16 protein-coding genes are annotated in these 14,910 nt (G+C 72.1%); 5 read left to right on the top strand and 11 right to left on the bottom strand.

The window, feature by feature from the left end:
- Positions 1-118: 118 nt before the first annotated feature.
- Positions 119-1,051, top strand: a complete 933-nt coding sequence (locus ACTOWY_RS23535; protein ID WP_441311823.1) for a DUF6204 family protein — start codon at positions 119-121, stop codon at positions 1,049-1,051.
- A 3-nt stretch (positions 1,052-1,054) separates the two neighbouring features.
- Here the strand turns inward: ACTOWY_RS23535 and ACTOWY_RS23530 are convergent, their stop codons facing one another.
- Positions 1,055-1,588, bottom strand: coding sequence for a TetR/AcrR family transcriptional regulator (locus tag ACTOWY_RS23530; protein WP_441311822.1), 534 nt, complete (start codon positions 1,586-1,588; stop codon positions 1,055-1,057).
- A 46-nt stretch (positions 1,589-1,634) separates the two neighbouring features.
- On the opposite strand from ACTOWY_RS23530, the gene ACTOWY_RS23525 reads away from it, so the two are divergent.
- Positions 1,635-2,090, top strand: a complete 456-nt coding sequence (locus ACTOWY_RS23525; protein WP_441311821.1) for a nuclear transport factor 2 family protein — start codon at positions 1,635-1,637, stop codon at positions 2,088-2,090.
- A 5-nt stretch (positions 2,091-2,095) separates the two neighbouring features.
- On the opposite strand, the gene ACTOWY_RS23520 is transcribed toward ACTOWY_RS23525, so the two are convergent.
- Positions 2,096-2,746, bottom strand: coding sequence for an SDR family NAD(P)-dependent oxidoreductase (locus ACTOWY_RS23520; protein WP_441311820.1), 651 nt, complete (start codon positions 2,744-2,746; stop codon positions 2,096-2,098).
- 78 nt (positions 2,747-2,824) lie between these two features.
- Between ACTOWY_RS23520 and ACTOWY_RS23515 the strand changes: the two genes are divergently transcribed.
- Both ACTOWY_RS23515 and ACTOWY_RS23510 read left to right on the top strand, forming a co-directional pair.
- Positions 2,825-3,277, top strand: coding sequence for a winged helix-turn-helix transcriptional regulator (locus ACTOWY_RS23515; RefSeq protein ID WP_441311819.1), 453 nt, complete (start codon positions 2,825-2,827; stop codon positions 3,275-3,277).
- A 188-nt stretch (positions 3,278-3,465) separates the two neighbouring features.
- On the top strand, positions 3,466-4,353 hold the full coding sequence (locus ACTOWY_RS23510) for a hypothetical protein (protein WP_441311818.1): 888 nt from the start codon (positions 3,466-3,468) through the stop codon (positions 4,351-4,353).
- 59 nt (positions 4,354-4,412) lie between these two features.
- Here ACTOWY_RS23510 and ACTOWY_RS23505 read toward each other — a convergent pair whose 3' ends face one another.
- Genes ACTOWY_RS23505 through ACTOWY_RS23495 form a run of 3 tightly spaced genes read right to left on the bottom strand, consistent with a single transcriptional unit; the run spans position 4,413 to position 7,574 of the window.
- The gene (locus ACTOWY_RS23505) at positions 4,413-5,351 is read right to left on the bottom strand and encodes a hypothetical protein (protein WP_441311817.1); all 939 of its coding nucleotides are present in this window, start codon (positions 5,349-5,351) and stop codon (positions 4,413-4,415) included.
- Between the two features lie 55 nt (positions 5,352-5,406).
- Positions 5,407-6,879, bottom strand: coding sequence for a carboxylesterase/lipase family protein (locus tag ACTOWY_RS23500; protein WP_441311816.1), 1,473 nt, complete (start codon positions 6,877-6,879; stop codon positions 5,407-5,409).
- Positions 6,880-6,917: 38 nt separating this feature from the next.
- Positions 6,918-7,574, bottom strand: coding sequence for a TetR/AcrR family transcriptional regulator (locus ACTOWY_RS23495; protein WP_441311815.1), 657 nt, complete (start codon positions 7,572-7,574; stop codon positions 6,918-6,920).
- Positions 7,575-7,718: 144 nt separating this feature from the next.
- On the opposite strand from ACTOWY_RS23495, the gene ACTOWY_RS23490 reads away from it, so the two are divergent.
- Positions 7,719-8,918, top strand: a complete 1,200-nt coding sequence (locus ACTOWY_RS23490) for a cytochrome P450 (protein WP_441311814.1) — start codon at positions 7,719-7,721, stop codon at positions 8,916-8,918.
- Here ACTOWY_RS23490 and ACTOWY_RS23485 read toward each other — a convergent pair.
- The 6 genes from ACTOWY_RS23485 to ACTOWY_RS23460 all read right to left on the bottom strand — a co-directional run bounded on the left by ACTOWY_RS23485 (position 8,908) and on the right by ACTOWY_RS23460 (position 14,864).
- Positions 8,908-12,021 (bottom strand): ATP-binding protein, encoded by a 3,114-nt coding sequence (locus ACTOWY_RS23485; RefSeq protein ID WP_441311813.1) that lies wholly within the window; start codon positions 12,019-12,021, stop codon positions 8,908-8,910. The genes ACTOWY_RS23490 and ACTOWY_RS23485 overlap by 11 nt on opposite strands.
- 11 nt (positions 12,022-12,032) lie before the next feature.
- Positions 12,033-12,467, bottom strand: coding sequence for a hypothetical protein (locus ACTOWY_RS23480; protein ID WP_441311812.1), 435 nt, complete (start codon positions 12,465-12,467; stop codon positions 12,033-12,035).
- Between the two features lie 92 nt (positions 12,468-12,559).
- Complete coding sequence (locus tag ACTOWY_RS23475) at positions 12,560-12,850, bottom strand: DUF6355 family natural product biosynthesis protein (RefSeq protein WP_441311811.1); 291 nt, start codon at positions 12,848-12,850, stop codon at positions 12,560-12,562.
- Positions 12,851-12,978: 128 nt separating this feature from the next.
- The gene (locus ACTOWY_RS23470) at positions 12,979-13,500 is read right to left on the bottom strand and encodes a pyridoxamine 5'-phosphate oxidase family protein (protein WP_441311810.1); all 522 of its coding nucleotides are present in this window, start codon (positions 13,498-13,500) and stop codon (positions 12,979-12,981) included.
- 123 nt (positions 13,501-13,623) lie between these two features.
- Positions 13,624-14,040, bottom strand: a complete 417-nt coding sequence (locus tag ACTOWY_RS23465) for a nucleoside deaminase (protein WP_441311809.1) — start codon at positions 14,038-14,040, stop codon at positions 13,624-13,626.
- Positions 14,037-14,864, bottom strand: coding sequence for an LLM class flavin-dependent oxidoreductase (locus ACTOWY_RS23460; RefSeq protein ID WP_441311808.1), 828 nt, complete (start codon positions 14,862-14,864; stop codon positions 14,037-14,039). Before ACTOWY_RS23460 ends, ACTOWY_RS23465 begins: the two co-directional genes overlap by 4 nt.
- Between the last annotated feature and the right edge of the window lie 46 nt (positions 14,865-14,910).

Raw genomic sequence — 14,910 nt, 5'->3', positions numbered from 1 at the left:
TAACGACGTTCGGCTGGATCGGTTACGGCGAGCGGGCACACATCCCCTGGTCGTGGGTTTGGCAACGGGGACGAATAGTGGGGTGCACTGCAAGTTTGGGGTGTGTTTCACTTCGACGGTGAGCACCCCGGGGCTGCGTGAGCGGAAGAAGCGGCAGACCGCGCGCCGGATCACCGAGGTGGCGCTGGAGCTGTTCGTGGCCCGGGGTTTCGACCGGGTGACCGTCGCCGAGGTCGCCGAGGCGGCGGAGGTCTCGGTGAACACCGTCTACAACTACTTCCCGGCCAAGGAAGACCTGGTGCTGCCGCCGGATCAGGCCTCGCCGGACCGGCTGACCGAGATCGTGCGGGTCCGGCCTGCCGGGATGTCGGCGGCGCGGGCCGTGCTCGCGCAGCTGCGGGCCGAGGTGCGGCGGCGGGACCGGGCGGCCGGGCTCACCGAGGGCTTCGGCCGGGTGCTGCCGATGATGCTGGCCGCGCCGACCCTGGCCGCCCGGCTGGAGCGGCTGGGCGCGGAGATGGTGGATTCGCTTGCCGCGCAACTGGTTCGGGAGACCGGGGACCGTGGGCTGCTGCCCCGGCTGGTGGCCGGGCAGATCGGCTGGGCGCACGCGCTGGTCTTCGGCGAGATCGGGCGGCGCACGGTGGCCGGGCAGCGGCCGGCGACCATCGCCGCCGCGGTGCTCCGGCTGCTGGACGGGGTGCAGGACGTGCTCGGGGATCGAGTGCTGGGTTATGCCGTACGAGAGGACAGAGTGGTGTTTCGGGTCAGTATCCGCGGGAAGTTCGAGCCGCTGTCCGAGGCGCAGCGCGCGGCGCTGGCCGCGGCCAGTGGGATTGGGTTCACCGAGGCGGGAGCGTTCAGCCACGATCCGGGCGCGACCGTGTTCACCTTCCGCTGCCAGCTGGCCGCCGAGCCGGACGACGATGACGAGGTCGCCGAGCTGAAGGCCCTGGATGTGCTTGCCGCGCACGGGCTTCCGGTGCGCGAGGGGTACAAGGTGGCGGTCACCGACATGCGGGATATCAAGATCAAGCGCAAGGGCCGCTGAGGGTCAGCGGGCGCGCAGGCCGTCCACGGCCAGGCTGAGCAGCCGGTCGGCCAGGCCCGGTTCGGCCGGGTGTTCGTCGGCGACCAGGCCGATCGCGGTTGCCAGCCGCATCAGGTCGCGGACCTGGGCGTCCGGGCGGGCGGAACCTGCTTGTTGGGCACGGGCCAGCAGGTCCGCGCCCGCCTGTTCCACCGGCTGTCTCAGGTCGGCCAGGCTCGCCTGGGACTCCCCCGTGGCCTGGGCGATGGCCAGGCAGGCGCGGTGCCGGGTCAGCACCGCGCGCAGCCAGGCAGCCAGGTCGGCGAACGGGTCGGCGGTGCGCAGGTCGGCGGCCAGGGTGAGCAGGGCCTGGGCCTCGCCGTGGAAGACCGCGTCGACCAGGTCGCCCCTGGCCGGGAAGTGCCGGTACAGGGTGCCGATGCCGACGCCGGCCCGGCGGGCGATCTCCTCCAGTGAGGCGGTGGTCCCGGCGGCCAGGAAGGCGGTCCTGGCCTCGGCGACGAGGCGGTCGCGGTTGCGCTGGGCGTCCGCCCGCATGGGTCCTCCCCTGGTTCACCGCCTAAGCGGAGGGTAGCCTCCGTTCATGGGTATTTCCAGTGAGCGGGCAATTGAGCACCTGATGCTGCGCTATGCCGAACAGGTGGACGCGGGTGAGTTCGACCAGGTCGGCGCGTTGTTCGCGGACGGGTCCTTCCGCGATGGCAGCGAGGCGCGCGGTGCGGCGGCGGTCACGGCGAAGTTCCGGGAGATGCTGGTGGTCTACCCGGACGGCACGCCGCGGACCAAGCACGTCACCACCAACATCGTGATCGAGGTGGATGAGGAGGCGGGCACGGCGACGGCCCGCGCCTACTTCACCGTGCTGCAGGCGACGCCGGAGCTGCCGTTGCAGATCATCGCGGCCGGGCGGTACCGGGACACCTTCCAGCGGCTGGACGGCCGGTGGCGGTTCGCGTCCCGGCACGCCCAGGCCGACCTGTCAGGCGAGCTGCGGCACCACCTCAGCCCGCGGGTGCTCGCCGGGATCGCCCAGCGCTGAGCGGGTCAGGTGGTGCGGTGGTTGCGCACGGCGTGCTCGAAGCCGGGCAGTCTGGGCGCGAGCAGGGCGTCCACGGCCAGCGGGTCGATCGCGTTGCGCCGCTGGACCTCCTGCCGGGCGGGCGTGCTGGTGTTGATCTCGTGCGTGCCGGCTGCCAGCGCGGCGATGATCTCGCCGACCACCTCGGCCAGGGGGCGCAGGCCCATGCCGTACTCCTCCCCCGCCTCGGTGCTGGTCATCATGTCGGTGTCGGTGGCGCCCGGGTAGGAGGTGGCCACGTGCAGACCGGTGCCGTGCAGCTCGCGGCGCAGCGATTCGCCGAACCGGGCCAGACCGGCCTTGGTCGCGGCGTAGACGCCGTAGAAGGGCAGGCCGAGCAGGGCCATGCCGCTGGCGATGTTGAGGATCAGCCCGCCGTTGCCGGGCGCCGCCGCGCGCAGGGCGGGCAGCAGGGCGCGGGTGAGCAGGATCGGCGCGGTGAGGTTGAGGTCGATCATCGCGTGCACATCGCGGATCTCGTGCTGTTCCAGGCGGCCGGCCCGCACGTTGCCGGCGTTGTTGACCAGCAGGTCGACCCGGCCCAGTTCCACCGCCAGCGCCCGGCCGATCCCGCTGCCGGCTCCGGTGACCACGCCCGCTCGATCGTGCAGATCCATGACAACCCCTCTGAGTAGGTCTCTCCAATCTAGACCACTAAATAGGAGTGGCCAACCCAGTGGGGTAGCCTCTGCCCCATGACGCAGGCGATCAGCAGGCAGGCGCGGTGCGCGGTGGCCCGCGGCGTTGACCTGCTCGGCGAGAAATGGGTCCTGATGATCACGCGGGAGGCCTTCTGGGGCCGCACCCGCTTCTCCGACTTCCGCAAGAACCTCGGCGTGGCGCCGGATGTGCTGGCCAACCGGCTGGCCGCGCTGGTGCACGAAGGCGTGCTGGAGCGGCGCGCCTACCAGGTGACCGGGGCCAGGGCCCGCGAGGAGTACGTGCTCACCCCGGCGGGCCGGGACCTGGTGTTCGTGCTGGCCGGACTGGCCCGCTGGGGTCAGGAGCACCGGCCGGTGAAGGCCGGGACCACGCCGGTCTACACCGACGCGGAGACCGGCGAAGAGGTCGAGTTGTGCTTTGTCACCAAGGACGGCAGGCGGGTTGAGCCCGGCGGCCTGGCCGTACGCGCCGGCGAACCACCCTGAGCCAGTCGAGTTGGCCCAAGTCGTACGCATAGTTGGCCCAACCGGGCGTACCACTTTGGCCAACTCGACGTTGGGCACGAACCGGACACGAAGGCCGATTCCAGTAGGCCAACCCCGATAGGCTGCCGCCACTTGAAAGTTCAGTGGGGGTGGGGGATTTGGGAATCGTGCTGGGTAGCAGGCTGCCCGTGATCGCTGTGGTGACCGGGGTGCTGGTGGCCGTGACCGGGTGTGGGGCCGGGGAGGGGAGCACTCCGCCGAGCACCTCGGCCACGGTGGCCGGGATGTCGGTGCCGGAGTACCAGGCGGTGCTGACCGGGGTGGAGCAGGCGGCGCGGCCGCTGATCGAGCGGATCAGCGGGGCCGGATCGGTCGAGGACCTGGCCGCGGCGCGGGAGGAACTGGCCAAGTTGCTCGACGTCAGACGCGGTGAGATCGACAAGATCGTGCCGCCGGCCGCGGCGAAGCAGGCGCACACCCGGTTCGCCGCGTTCATCGCGGTGTCGCCGCAGTTGCGGGTCACGCCCAAGCCGGAGGTCGAGGCGAACGAATGCGGGGTCGCGCCGGGGCCGGAAGTCCATCTGGCCCAGGCGAAGCGGTACGTGCGGACCGCGCTGCACACCGCGCTGACCGGGGTGGCCGAGGAGCTGGACAAGCAGAACCTCAAGCTGGGCAACCTGATCCCGGCCGAGCCGGAAGACCCGGCGGAGCAGAACCGGCAGGCCAAGAACGGCGAGGTGGTGCACCGCAGCGGGCCCAAGGGCCGGGCCCGGCTGGAGATCAGCAACGACGGCGACGCGGATATCGCGGTGTCGGCGGTGGTGGGCAAGCCGGACAACCCGCGGGCCACGATCTACGTGCGGGCCAAGTCGAAGGCCACCCTGTCCAGCCTGGCCGGGACCTACGAGGTCTACTTCAAGTCCGGCGCCGACTGGGACGGCAAGCGGCGCGGGTTCACCAGGGACTGCGCGTTCGAGAAGTTCGACCAGCCCTTCAGCGCGAACGCACACTGGCAGATCACGCTGACCCCGGTGGTCGGCGGGAACGCCTCGACAACGAAGGTTCCCGCCTTCTGACCAGGATCCAACCCACGCACCGTGTTGGCCGTTGTGGACGGTGAGTTGGGGTGCGGGTCCTAGGCGGGGAGTTCGGCGGCGATCTCCAGTAGCCAGTGCGCGATCTCGGCGGTGTCGTCGAAGGTGGCGTGCGCCGGGCCGTCCGGGGACCAGTTCCCGTCGGGGCCCTGGAGCGACAGCAGGTGGTCGGCGATGCCGGTGGCCAGTGCCCGATGGCGCTGGTCGCCGGTGTGCCGGGCCAGGATCGCCGCGCCCCAGCCGACCTTGTGGCTGAACGCGGTGCCGATGAGGTTTTCGCCGCACAGGTGCGCGTACTCGGCGTAGCCCTGCGCCGCGACCAGGTGGTCCGGGTGCCCGCTGACCTGGTGCAGGCGGGTCAGGAAGGCCAGCGGGTAGCCGATCATGAAGTAGGGCTGGTCCGGGGCGCCGGTGGTGAGCACGTGCAGTGGCGAGTCGTCGGACTGGCGCGGGCCGTTCTCGTCGGTGCGCAGGTAGAACCGGGCGGCCGGATCCGGCTGGGCGAGCAGGTGGAACAGCCAGGTGGCCGCGTTCGCCGCGGTGTCGAGGTCGCCGAGGGTCAGCGCCAGGTAGCCCAGGTGGGCGGTGCTGATGGCGTCCGGGATGCCGGATTCGTTGGCGCTGAACGCGCCTTCGGGCGTCCGGTACTTCCGCAGGTGCGCGTAGGCCTGGTGGGCCACGCCCAGCCAGCCGAGTCTGGCCGCGCCCAGGGCCAGCCAGCCGTTGGGGTAGGACCAGAACTCGCCGAAGATCGGGTTCGCGCTCTTCACGCCCGCGCTGGTGACGAAGTCGCCGTCCTCGGTGCGGAACCGCTCGACCGCGACCGCCAGCAGGCGGCGGGCCTGGCGTGGGTGCCCGGCCAGGGCCAGGGCCGAGGGGGACTTGTAGTAGCAGGCGAGGTCGGTCTGGCCGTAGGAGCCGTCCGGCTTGAGCTGGGACAGCAGCCAGTCGATACCTCGGTGCGCGGCCTGCTCGTACATCCGATACCCCTCACCCCGTTGTCCCGCACAGTGTTCCAGCCGTGGCGGTCTGCCGTCAGCGGTGACCGTCCCAGACCGCCCGTTCGTCTGCCCGGTCGTCGGTGGTGATCGCCGGGACGGTGTCGAAGCGCTTGCTGACCCGGTTGTCCGGGCGGTAGGCGGGCCAGCCGGGATCGCCGGTGGTGGCGAAGTCGATCCAGGCCCGGTGCAGGGCATCGGCCAGTGCCTGCGGGGCCTGGTCACCCAGGATCCGGGCCAGCCCGGGATCGGCCAGGGTGTCGAAGACGAATCCCAGTTCGACGGCGTGGCAGGCGCCGAGCGTGCCGTCGTAGGCCGGGGAACGCCAGGCGAACTCGTACACGTGCGTGCTGGGGTGCGTCTCGGCGATGCGCAGCAACGGGATCCGGTAGAACCAGTCGGTCATGATGGCGGCCACCAGCTCGCCAGGACTCGCCCCCGGCCGGTTGGCGCGGTAGCGATCCAGGCCCTCGGCGGGCAGCCGGTAGCCCGCCGCGGCGGCGAGCAGGAACGGTTCGGGGGCCAGGCCGAGCAGGCCGGTGGGCACCAGGAACAGCCGGGCTTCCTCGGTGTTGCTGCCGATCAGGATGTCGATGTCCGCGCCGGCGCCGGCGGCGATGCACTCGTGTGGCGGCGCGGAGAGCAGGTCGCCGTCGACGACCGGTTCGAACGGCATGAGGTTGCGGGTCACCTCGCCCCACAGCGCGGGATCCGGCTTGGCCACCACCTCCTGGCCCAGCTGTTCCTGGGCCGCCGCCAGCCGGGCCGGTTCGACCTCGGCGATCGCCTCCCGGCTGGGCGCCACGCCCAGGATCTGGGCCAGCCGGGTGCCGATGAGTGCGGCGGTGGCCGGGCTGATCACCGAGTGGCCCGCGCCGGATTGGGCGATGGCGCGGTGGAACAGTCCGCGGGCGGCGGGCATCGCCAGCAGGGTGCACACGCTCATCCCACCGGCGGACTCGCCGAAGATGGTGACGTTGGCCGGGTCGCCGCCGAATGCGGCGATGTTGTCCCGGACCCAGGCCAGGGCGGCGATCTGGTCCAGCAGCCCGAGGTTGGGCGCGCCCTGGCCGAACCACAGGAACCCGTCGGCGCCGAGCCGGTAGTTGATGGTCACCAGCACCACGCCGTCCCTGGCGAAGGCGGCGCCGTCGTAACAGGGCACCGAGCCGGATCCGCCGGTGAACGAGCCGCCGTGGATGAAGACCATCACCGGGCGACGGTCCTCGGTGCCCGCGGTCCAGACGTTGAGGTTGAGGTAGTCCTCGCCGGGGATCACCACCCGGGGCAGCAGGGCCAGCGCGGGGTCTTCCGGCGGGGTCTGCGGGGCGGTCGGGCCGTATTCGGTGGCATCCCGCGGCGTGGACCAGGTCTGCGGTGGGCGTGACGGCTGGAACCGGTTCGGGCCGACCGGGGGCGCGGCGTAGGGGATGCCCTTGAACGCGAGGATGCCGGCCGCGGTGCGGGTCCCGCGGACGTCGCCGTGCCGGGTGCTGACGAGGGTGTCCATGGTCGGGCGCTCTCCTGGGTGGTGCCGGGGTCTGGGGGTCAGGCTGGCGGGATCGGGGTGGTGATCCCGGCGATGCGCAGGGCGAAGCTCACGAACGCCTCGGCCACCTGGGTGCGGGTGTGTGGCTGGTCGGGGCCGAACCAGTTCCCGACCCGCTGCCCCATGCCGCCGATCGCACGGGCGGCCAGCCGCACATCGGGCAGGTCGAAGCTGCCGTCCTCGATGCCCGCGGCCAGCACGTCGAGCAGCAGCCGTTCGGAGGCCACGCCCAGCGCCAGCGCCGGTGCGGCCAGCTCGGCGGAAAGCGCGTGCAGTTCACTGTTGGTCACCACCGAGAGCAGCGGGAAATCGGTGTGTGCCAGCACGTGCGCGCGCATCAGCGCGGCCAGCCGCTCGGCCGGGGCGCCGCCCGCGCGCACCGCCTCGGTGAGCCGGTGGTGCAACTCGGCGTGCCCGATCTGGACCAGGTCGGCCAGCACCTGTTCCTTGGACGGGTAGTGCGCGTAGAGCGTGGCGGAGTTGATGCCCACGGCCGCGCCGATCTTGCGGATCGAGGTGCCGTGGAATCCCCACTCCGCGAACAGGCCGAGTGCGGCGTGCAGGATCCGCCCGCGCGTCCCGGACGGCGTGACCCCGTCCGGCAGCGCCACCGCCACCGCCGCCAGCCGTCTGGGCTCCCACCCACCGTCCCGCACGTTACCCCTTTCGGCCCTGGTTCCAACCAATCGATTGGTTGGAACAAGGGCCGAGGTTAGCGATCCGGCCGCGACCGGTCAACCAGCCGCCAGGGAAGCCGCGCTGAAACCACGGTGAAACCGGTGGCCGCCAACCTCGGCGGCATGACCACGAATTCCGTCCTGACCACCGTGCACCAGCAGTTCCCGTGGATGCGCGGCGAGCAGCCCGAGGAGTCCGTCCGCTTCAACGCCCAGCTGGGCCTGTGGGAGGTCTTCACTCACGCCGAGATCGTCCAGGTGCTCGGGGACAACCAGAACTTCTCCGCCAACACCCTCAAGCTGCTCGCCGGGGAGGAGGCGGCCGCGGAGTTCAACGACGGCAACCTGCTGCAGACCGACGCGCCCGCCCACCGCCAGCTGAAAAGGCTGATCAGCCATGCGTTCACGCCGAAAACCGTGGCCGATCTGGAGCCCCGGATCGCCCAGCTCGCGCACCGGATGCTGGATGAGGTGGAAGGGCGGGACGGTTTCGAGTGGGTGGCGGAGCTGGCCTACCCGCTGCCGGTGACGATCATCGCCGATCTGCTCGGGGTGCCCAGCGGTGACAAGGAGATGTTCCGGTCCTGGGTGGACGAGCGCTTCAGCGGCGATATGCAACTCTCGCTCAACCCCGAGGACGCCGAGGCCCAGCAGGCGATCGGTCAGCGGCAGTACGAGCTGACCAGGCAACTCGGCGCGTACATGACCGAGCACGCCGCCGAACGCCGCCGCAAGCCACGCGCCGACCTGCTCACCGAGCTGGTGCAGGCCGAAGTCGACGGCGAGCGGCTCTCCGACCGGCAGGTCTCCACCTTCGGCTGCCTGCTGCTGCTGGCCGGGCACATCACCACCACCATGATGCTGGGCAACACCGTGCTGCTGCTGGACGCCAACCCGGAGCAGGGCGCGCGGGTGCGGGCCGACCGGTCGCTGATCCCGCTGGCCATCGAGGAGGCGGTGCGGATGCTCAGCCCGTTCGCCACCGGTTACCGGGTCACCACCGCCGATGTCCAGGTCGGCGCCGAGACGATCCCGGCAGGGCAGATGGTGCGGATGTGGACCGCGGCGGCCAACCGCGATCCGCGGGTGTTCACCGACCCGCACGGCTTCGACGCGGGCCGGGACCCGAACCCGCACCTGGCCTGGGGCCGGGGCATGCACTTCTGCCTTGGCGCCCCGCTGGCCCGGCTGGAGGGGCGGGTGGTGCTGGACATCCTGTTCGACCGGTTCCCGGACCTGCGCACCGATCCGGACCGCCCGGCCGAGTTCATGCCCAACCCGGAAACCCTGGGCGTGCGCACACTGCCGCTGCTCACCCGGTGAGACACAGCTCGACCAGCGCGCGGGCCGCCGCCTGCAGCTCGTGTTGCGAGCGGCCCGCGTAGGCCAGCACCGCCTCGGCGTAGGCCGCCGGATCGGCCCGCACCGCGGTGTCCCTGATCCGCTCGGCGGACATGGTCGGCTGGAACGCGCGGGAGTACCGGAACCGTTCGGCCAGCGCGATCAGCCGGGCGGCCACCGCCGGGTCACCGCGGTCCAGCCGCACCAGCGCCAGCGCCACCAGCAGCACCCCGGCCGCCGGGAACTCCTCCACCTTGGTGCCCGGCCCGGCCGGGGTGGCCAGCAACGCCGAGAGCCGCGCGGGCAGCGCCTGGACCAGCCCGGCCACCTGGTCCAGGCGCCCGTGCTGAGCGTGTGCCACCACCGCGACCCCCTGGGCCAGCAACGCCCAGGGCTCCACCGCGGGTGGTTCGGCCGGGCCCGCGAGGTCGCGGTACTGGCGCAGGGCGATCTCGATCTCGCCGCGGGACAACAGGATCTCCGCGCGCACGCCGAGCCGGAAGCCCTCCTGGTAGTCGGCCTGGTCGCCGGGTCCGGCCGGGGGCGACCACCCTTCGGCCTCCTCCAGCGCGCCCAGGTGCAGGCTGGCCAGCATCAATCCGGCCCTGGTGCCGACGAAGTCCGGGCTCAGCCGCAGCGTGTCCAGTTCGGCCAGCGCGGTGCGCAGCTGGGTCAGCGCGAGGTCGGCGCGGTCGAGTTGCAGGTGCAGTTCGGCCAGCCGGCCGCGGGCCAGCACCACCAGCAACGGGACCCCGCCGGGGAGCGCGGCCAGCATCTTCTCCGTGCAGCGCAAGGCCCGTTCCGGCACGCCGTCGCGCTCCCACAGGTAGCCGGCCAGGAATTCCGCGGCCGCGGCCAGCAGTGGCTCCGGGCGTTCGCACAGCGCCCGCAGCAGCGGGTCGTCCGCGCCGCTGACCTCGACCAGGACGGTCAGCACCTGGGCGAAGGCGCGGATCGGCGAGTCCGGCGGTCCGGGTGGCAGCAGGCGCAGGGCCAGCAGGGCCCGCCCGGCACGCAGGCCGCTGCCCTGGAAGTTGTAGAGCGAGCACAGGGTCAGCGCGGTCCGGGTGAGTTCGGCCAGCTCCGGGGACGGGCGGTAACGGCCGAGCACCGGACCGGACAGTTCGACCACCTGCAGCAGCCGGAGGAGGTTGTTGTCCAGCAGGCCCAGGGCGGCCAGCAGGGCGGTCGCGGCCGCGGTGGCCGGACCGTCGGCCAGTTCCACCGCCAGGCGCAGCGCGTGGGTGAGGTTGTCCTGTTCGGCGCGGATCAGTTCGGCCGTCTCGGCCGGGTCGTCCTGGAACACCGCCTCGTGGTGGCGGCGGCCGAATCCGGTGGCCCAGCGCAGGAATCCGGCGCTGACCTGCTGCCGCTCCCCCGCCTCCACGCGTTGGGCGGCACCGAACTCGCGCACCGCGGCCAGCATCCGGAACCGCGCGCCCTGTGGCGTGTCGACCACCTTCAGCAGCGACTGGTCGACCAGGTGTTCCAGCACGGCAAGCACATCCGGCGCACCGAGCAACTCGGCCGCGCTGGTCGCGGTGAACCCGCCAGGGAAGATCGACAGCGCCCGCAGCGCGGCCTGGCCGGCGGGTTCGAGCAGCGTCCAGCTCCAGTCCAGGGCGGCGCGCAGGGTGTGGTGGCGGGGCGGGGCGTCCCGGGATCCCCCGGCCAGCAAGGAAAAGCGGTCGTCCAGGCGGCGGGCGATCTCGGGCACCGAGAGCACCCGGACCCTGGCCGCGGCCAGTTCCACGGCCAGCGGCAGGCCGTCCAGGCGCTGGCACAGCTCGGCCACGGTGTCCGCGGGCAGTGGCACCGTGGGCCGGGCCGCGCGGGCCCGCTGGGTGAACAGCTGCACGGTGGCCGCCGGGCTCAGTTCGGGCAGCGGGTAGACCGCCTCGGAGGACAGGCCGAGCGGGGTGCGGGTGGTGGTCAGGAACCGGGCCTCGGGGGTCAGCGCGACCAGTGCGCGCACCAGTTCGGCGACTCCGCGCACCACGTGCTCGCAGTTGTCCAGCACCAGCAACGCCGATCCGCCTGCCAGGACCCTGGCGATCCCGCGCACCGGGTCGGCGCGGTCCGCGCCGAGGGCGGCGGCCACGGTGAGCGCGACCTCCTCCTCCGCGCCGATCCCGGCCAGTCCGACCACCTGCACCAGGCGGTGCCCGGCGGCCCGGCTGACCGCGTAGGCCAGCCTGGTCTTGCCGAGTCCGCCGGTGCCGACGATCGAGGTGACCCTGGATCCGCGCAGCAGTTCGGCCACCCGCGCGAGGTCCTCTTCCCGTCCCAGCAACGGATTCGGCTCGTGCGGCACGCCACGCCGCACCGCGGGCTGGGTAGCCCGCAGCAACTCACCGTGCAGCCGTCGCAGTGCCTCGCCCGGCTCGGTGCCCAGTTCCGCGCGCAATCCGCGCCGGTAGTGCTCGTACCGGGCCACTGCCGCGGACACCCCGGTGGTGGCCTGTTCGGCGCGCAGCAGTTCCAGGAGCAGTTCCTCATCCCGTGGCCACTGCCCGGCCAGCTCGCTCAGCGGTCCCACCGCCGCGGCGAACCGGCCCAGCCGCGCCAGCGCCATCGCCCGGACCCGGCCCAGCTCCACCCCCGTGGCCGCCCGCTCGGTCCGCAGCCTGGCCAGGGGATCGTCCCCGTCCGCGGGCTCGATCCCCTGGCACAGCGCCAATCCGGCCTCCGCCGCGGTCAGCGCCGCCAGGTGTTCCCCGGCCAGCGCGCACCGGCGGGCGGCCTCGGCGTGGACCAGTACCGCGGCCGCGTCCACCCGCGATTCGCCCAGTGCCAGCCGGTACCCGGTCGGCGTGCTGGCGATGACCTCCGCGCCGAGCTGTGCCCGCGCCCGGGACACCAGGATCTGCACCGCCTTCACCGGGTGCTCGGGCCGGACCTCCGGCCACAACCCCGCGACCAGCGAGCCCACACCGCGTCCGGACCGCAGGTCCCCGGCCAGTAACGCGAGCAGTGCGTGGATCCGCGGGCCGGTGATCTCGTTGCCGCGGAAGGAAACCCGGCCCAGCAGAGTCAGCTCGGGCGGCACGCCCACGGCCACGGTCTCCGGTCCCCCCAGTCCCATGTGCCCGGAGTCTAGTCCGGTGCCGCGGCCCCGACCTTGAGGTTCCCGCCGGTGATCGCCCGGTCCGGGGCCGGGCCGAGGCAGTGCGCCGCCTCCGCCTGCCAGGCCATGCCGATCCGGTCCCGCCGCCCGTGGTCGTACACGCTCAGGCTGAACCGGTCCCCCGGCTTGAGCCACCCGATCCGGTGCACCTGGTCGACCTTCCCGGTCACCACGCCCACCGGCCCCCCGGTGCGCACGCAGTCCACGGTTCCGGTCAGCCAGCCCGATTCGCCCTGGAAGTGATGCGCGACCCGGATCGTCCCCGCGTCACCTCTGGCGGCCACGGTCACCTCGAACACGCTCTCCGGGTCGTGCATGTGGATCAGCGCCGTCCCGCTCACCGAGGCCGCTCCTGGCGCTCCCGGCAGCGCCAGCAACGCCGCCACCACCATTGTCCCGATCATCCTGACTCCCCTCAACGCCGGTCAGGGCAAGGGTCGTCCGGAACCGGGTGCGCCGGTTCCCGCTGTGGTGGGAACCGGCTCACCCGCAGGTGTCAGACCCGGCAGGCGCTCCGGTTGGACCAGGCGAAGTAGATGACCCTGGCCTCACCGATCTTGGTGGTGCCGGTGTTCACGCAGGTCTGCCGCTTGGAGCCGTCGTGGTTGTCGATGTAGACCTCGACCGGCCACTCGTCGTGGGGACAGTGGTTGTACAGCGCGTCGGCGCCGCGTTCGAAGTAGCCGCACGGGTCCGCCGCTGGCGCGGCGCTCGCGGCCCCCGCGAACAGCCCGGTGGCGGTCAGGGCCAGCGCCGCAGCGGCGGCGGCAAGCTTGGACATGCGCATGTCTGCCTCCCCAAGATCGGATTCCATCCGAACATAGCGAGGCGTAACCCGTGCTGGACAAGGGTTTCAGCGGTACCTGAACCCGTTGACAGCTGATCAGATGGCGAACTTGCGGCGGGAGCCCACCGTCAGGAAGCCTTGGCGGTGAGCTTCGCGGCGTCGGGGGCGTAGACGGTCATCCAGTGCGGACGCAGCCGGTAGTAGAACACGTCCTTGTCCCACTCGGTCTGATCGTCGTAGAAGTCCTTGAAGTACGCGAGCAGGTCTGGCCAGTCCGCGGCCGGCTCGTCGTTCTCGGGGTTGAGGATCTCCACCGTGCCGTGCGTGAACACTCCCAGGTCCTCGCCGCGCATGTGCGCGACGCTGGCGGCGGGGCGGGCCGCGAGGTGGCGGGCCTTGGCGGCGCTGCGTGCGGTGCCGAAGTACCACTTGCCATGCAGGAAGTGCCCGTCCACGCCGCTGATCCGCGGCTCGCCCTTCGCCGTCACGGTGGACAGGGCGAGGGTGCACATGCCGACCAGGATCTGGGTGAGCTGCTCGGCGGTCATAGTGCGCTCGGCGACGATCGAACGGAGGTGATCGGTGGAGCGGGCCAGCGAGGCGTCAAGCAGGGCCTGGAGTTCAGTGAGTTCTTGGGGTGTTTCACGCATCAGTCCACGATAGCCACCGCTGGACATCCTCAGCATCGCACGGCGGCCAGCCGAAGACGGCGCCGAGCCCCGCGGCGTGCGCCCTACGGGACTGGCCACCCGTCTGACCACTGGCGTGCGGTCCTAGGCGTAGTACCCCTCGACCGGGACTTTCGCCTCCTCGTACAGGTACGGCCCGTCGCTCGGCACCTCGGCGAAGCCGCCGGAGGTCTTCAACCCGTTGAGCTGCTCGCCCGACAGCGCGAACACCACCTGCCCGATCCCCGACCGCGCCAACGCGCCCGCGCACATCCCGCACGGCTGGCAGCTGGTGTACATCGTGGTGCCGGCGGCCGTGGCCGCGTCCAGCGACTGGGCAGCCCAGCGGGCCAGCTTCAGCTCGGGGTGGGCGGTGATGTCGTTGTCGGTGAGGCTGGAGTTGCGTTCCTCCGCGAGCACCGATCCGTCCGGACCGACCAGCAGTGACCCGAACGGCGGGTTTCCACCAGCCCGAGCCTCGGCCGCCAGCGTGATGGCCCGCCGCAAGTGTTCCTCGTTCACCGGAATTCCTTTCGTACCGCGGCCAGTGCGTGCCAGGCGGCCGCCGGATGCCGCGTCTGTTCCGGGTCGCCGGGGAACGGGTCCAGCACCACGGCCCGCGCGCCGTCCGCGCGGAGCAGTTCCAGATCGCCGACGACCTGATCGAGCGTGCCCTCACCCAGCCGCCGGTCCGCGAGTGGCTCGTCGGTCAGCCGGAGCAGGATGCGCGGCGTCAGCTCGGGCAGCGGCCGTTCCTCGGCGGCGGCGACCTTTGCCAGCCGCGCCAAGGACTCCCGCCACTGCCCGAGTGTCTGTCGCAGCGGGTGCCAGGCGTCGCCGAGCCGGACCGCGCGCCGCAGCGCCCCGTCGCTGTGCCCGCCCACCCAGATCGGGATCCGGCCAGCGCGGTAACCCGCGTCCCGCCACGCCTCGCGCACGGTTGTGATCAGCTCGTCGGTCAGCGCTCCCCGGCGGTGGAACGGGACCCCGAGTACCTCGAACTCCTGGCGCGCCCAGCCGATCCCCACCCCGAGCACAAGCCGGTCGCCGCTCAGCTCACTCAGGTTCGCCGCCATCCGCGCGACCAGCAGCGGATGGCGGTAGGGCGCGATCAGCACGGTCGTGCCCAGCCTGATCCGCTCGGTGACCCCGGCCAGCCAGGACAGCGTGGTGAACGGCTCGTAGAACGGCGCCGGGTACTGCTCGGCCACATCGGGCGTCACCACCACGTGGTCGGACACCATGAGCAGGTCGAAGCCCAGGCCCTCCACCGTCCGCGCCCAGTCGCGCAGCACGGCCGGGCTGGTGCCGGGACCGAAGTTCGGGACGTTCACGCCGATCAACACGCGATCAGGCTAGGCCAGCGAACCCCGCTGGCCTAGCCTCGCCGGG

The sequence above is a fragment of the Crossiella sp. CA198 genome (assembly GCF_052078295.1).
Classification (GTDB): domain Bacteria; phylum Actinomycetota; class Actinomycetes; order Mycobacteriales; family Pseudonocardiaceae; genus Crossiella.
This window is presented reverse-complemented; position numbering and strand designations above follow the sequence as displayed.

Bases quoted from the DNA above. Each gene is read 5' to 3' on its own strand.
- ACTOWY_RS23530 (WP_441311822.1), bottom strand. From the start codon at position 1,588: ATGCGGGCGGACGCCCAGCGCAACCGCGACCGCCTCGTCGCCGAGGCC.
- ACTOWY_RS23525 (WP_441311821.1), top strand. From the start codon at position 1,635: ATGGGTATTTCCAGTGAGCGGGCAATTGAGCACCTGATGCTGCGCTAT.
- ACTOWY_RS23520 (WP_441311820.1), bottom strand. From the start codon at position 2,746: ATGGATCTGCACGATCGAGCGGGCGTGGTCACCGGAGCCGGCAGCGGG.
- ACTOWY_RS23515 (WP_441311819.1), top strand. From the start codon at position 2,825: ATGACGCAGGCGATCAGCAGGCAGGCGCGGTGCGCGGTGGCCCGCGGC.
- ACTOWY_RS23505 (WP_441311817.1), bottom strand. From the start codon at position 5,351: ATGTACGAGCAGGCCGCGCACCGAGGTATCGACTGGCTGCTGTCCCAG.
- ACTOWY_RS23500 (WP_441311816.1), bottom strand. From the start codon at position 6,879: ATGGACACCCTCGTCAGCACCCGGCACGGCGACGTCCGCGGGACCCGC.
- ACTOWY_RS23490 (WP_441311814.1), top strand. From the start codon at position 7,719: ATGACCACGAATTCCGTCCTGACCACCGTGCACCAGCAGTTCCCGTGG.
- ACTOWY_RS23485 (WP_441311813.1), bottom strand. From the start codon at position 12,021: ATGGGACTGGGGGGACCGGAGACCGTGGCCGTGGGCGTGCCGCCCGAG.
- ACTOWY_RS23480 (WP_441311812.1), bottom strand. From the start codon at position 12,467: ATGATCGGGACAATGGTGGTGGCGGCGTTGCTGGCGCTGCCGGGAGCG.
- ACTOWY_RS23475 (WP_441311811.1), bottom strand. From the start codon at position 12,850: ATGCGCATGTCCAAGCTTGCCGCCGCCGCTGCGGCGCTGGCCCTGACC.
- ACTOWY_RS23470 (WP_441311810.1), bottom strand. From the start codon at position 13,500: ATGCGTGAAACACCCCAAGAACTCACTGAACTCCAGGCCCTGCTTGAC.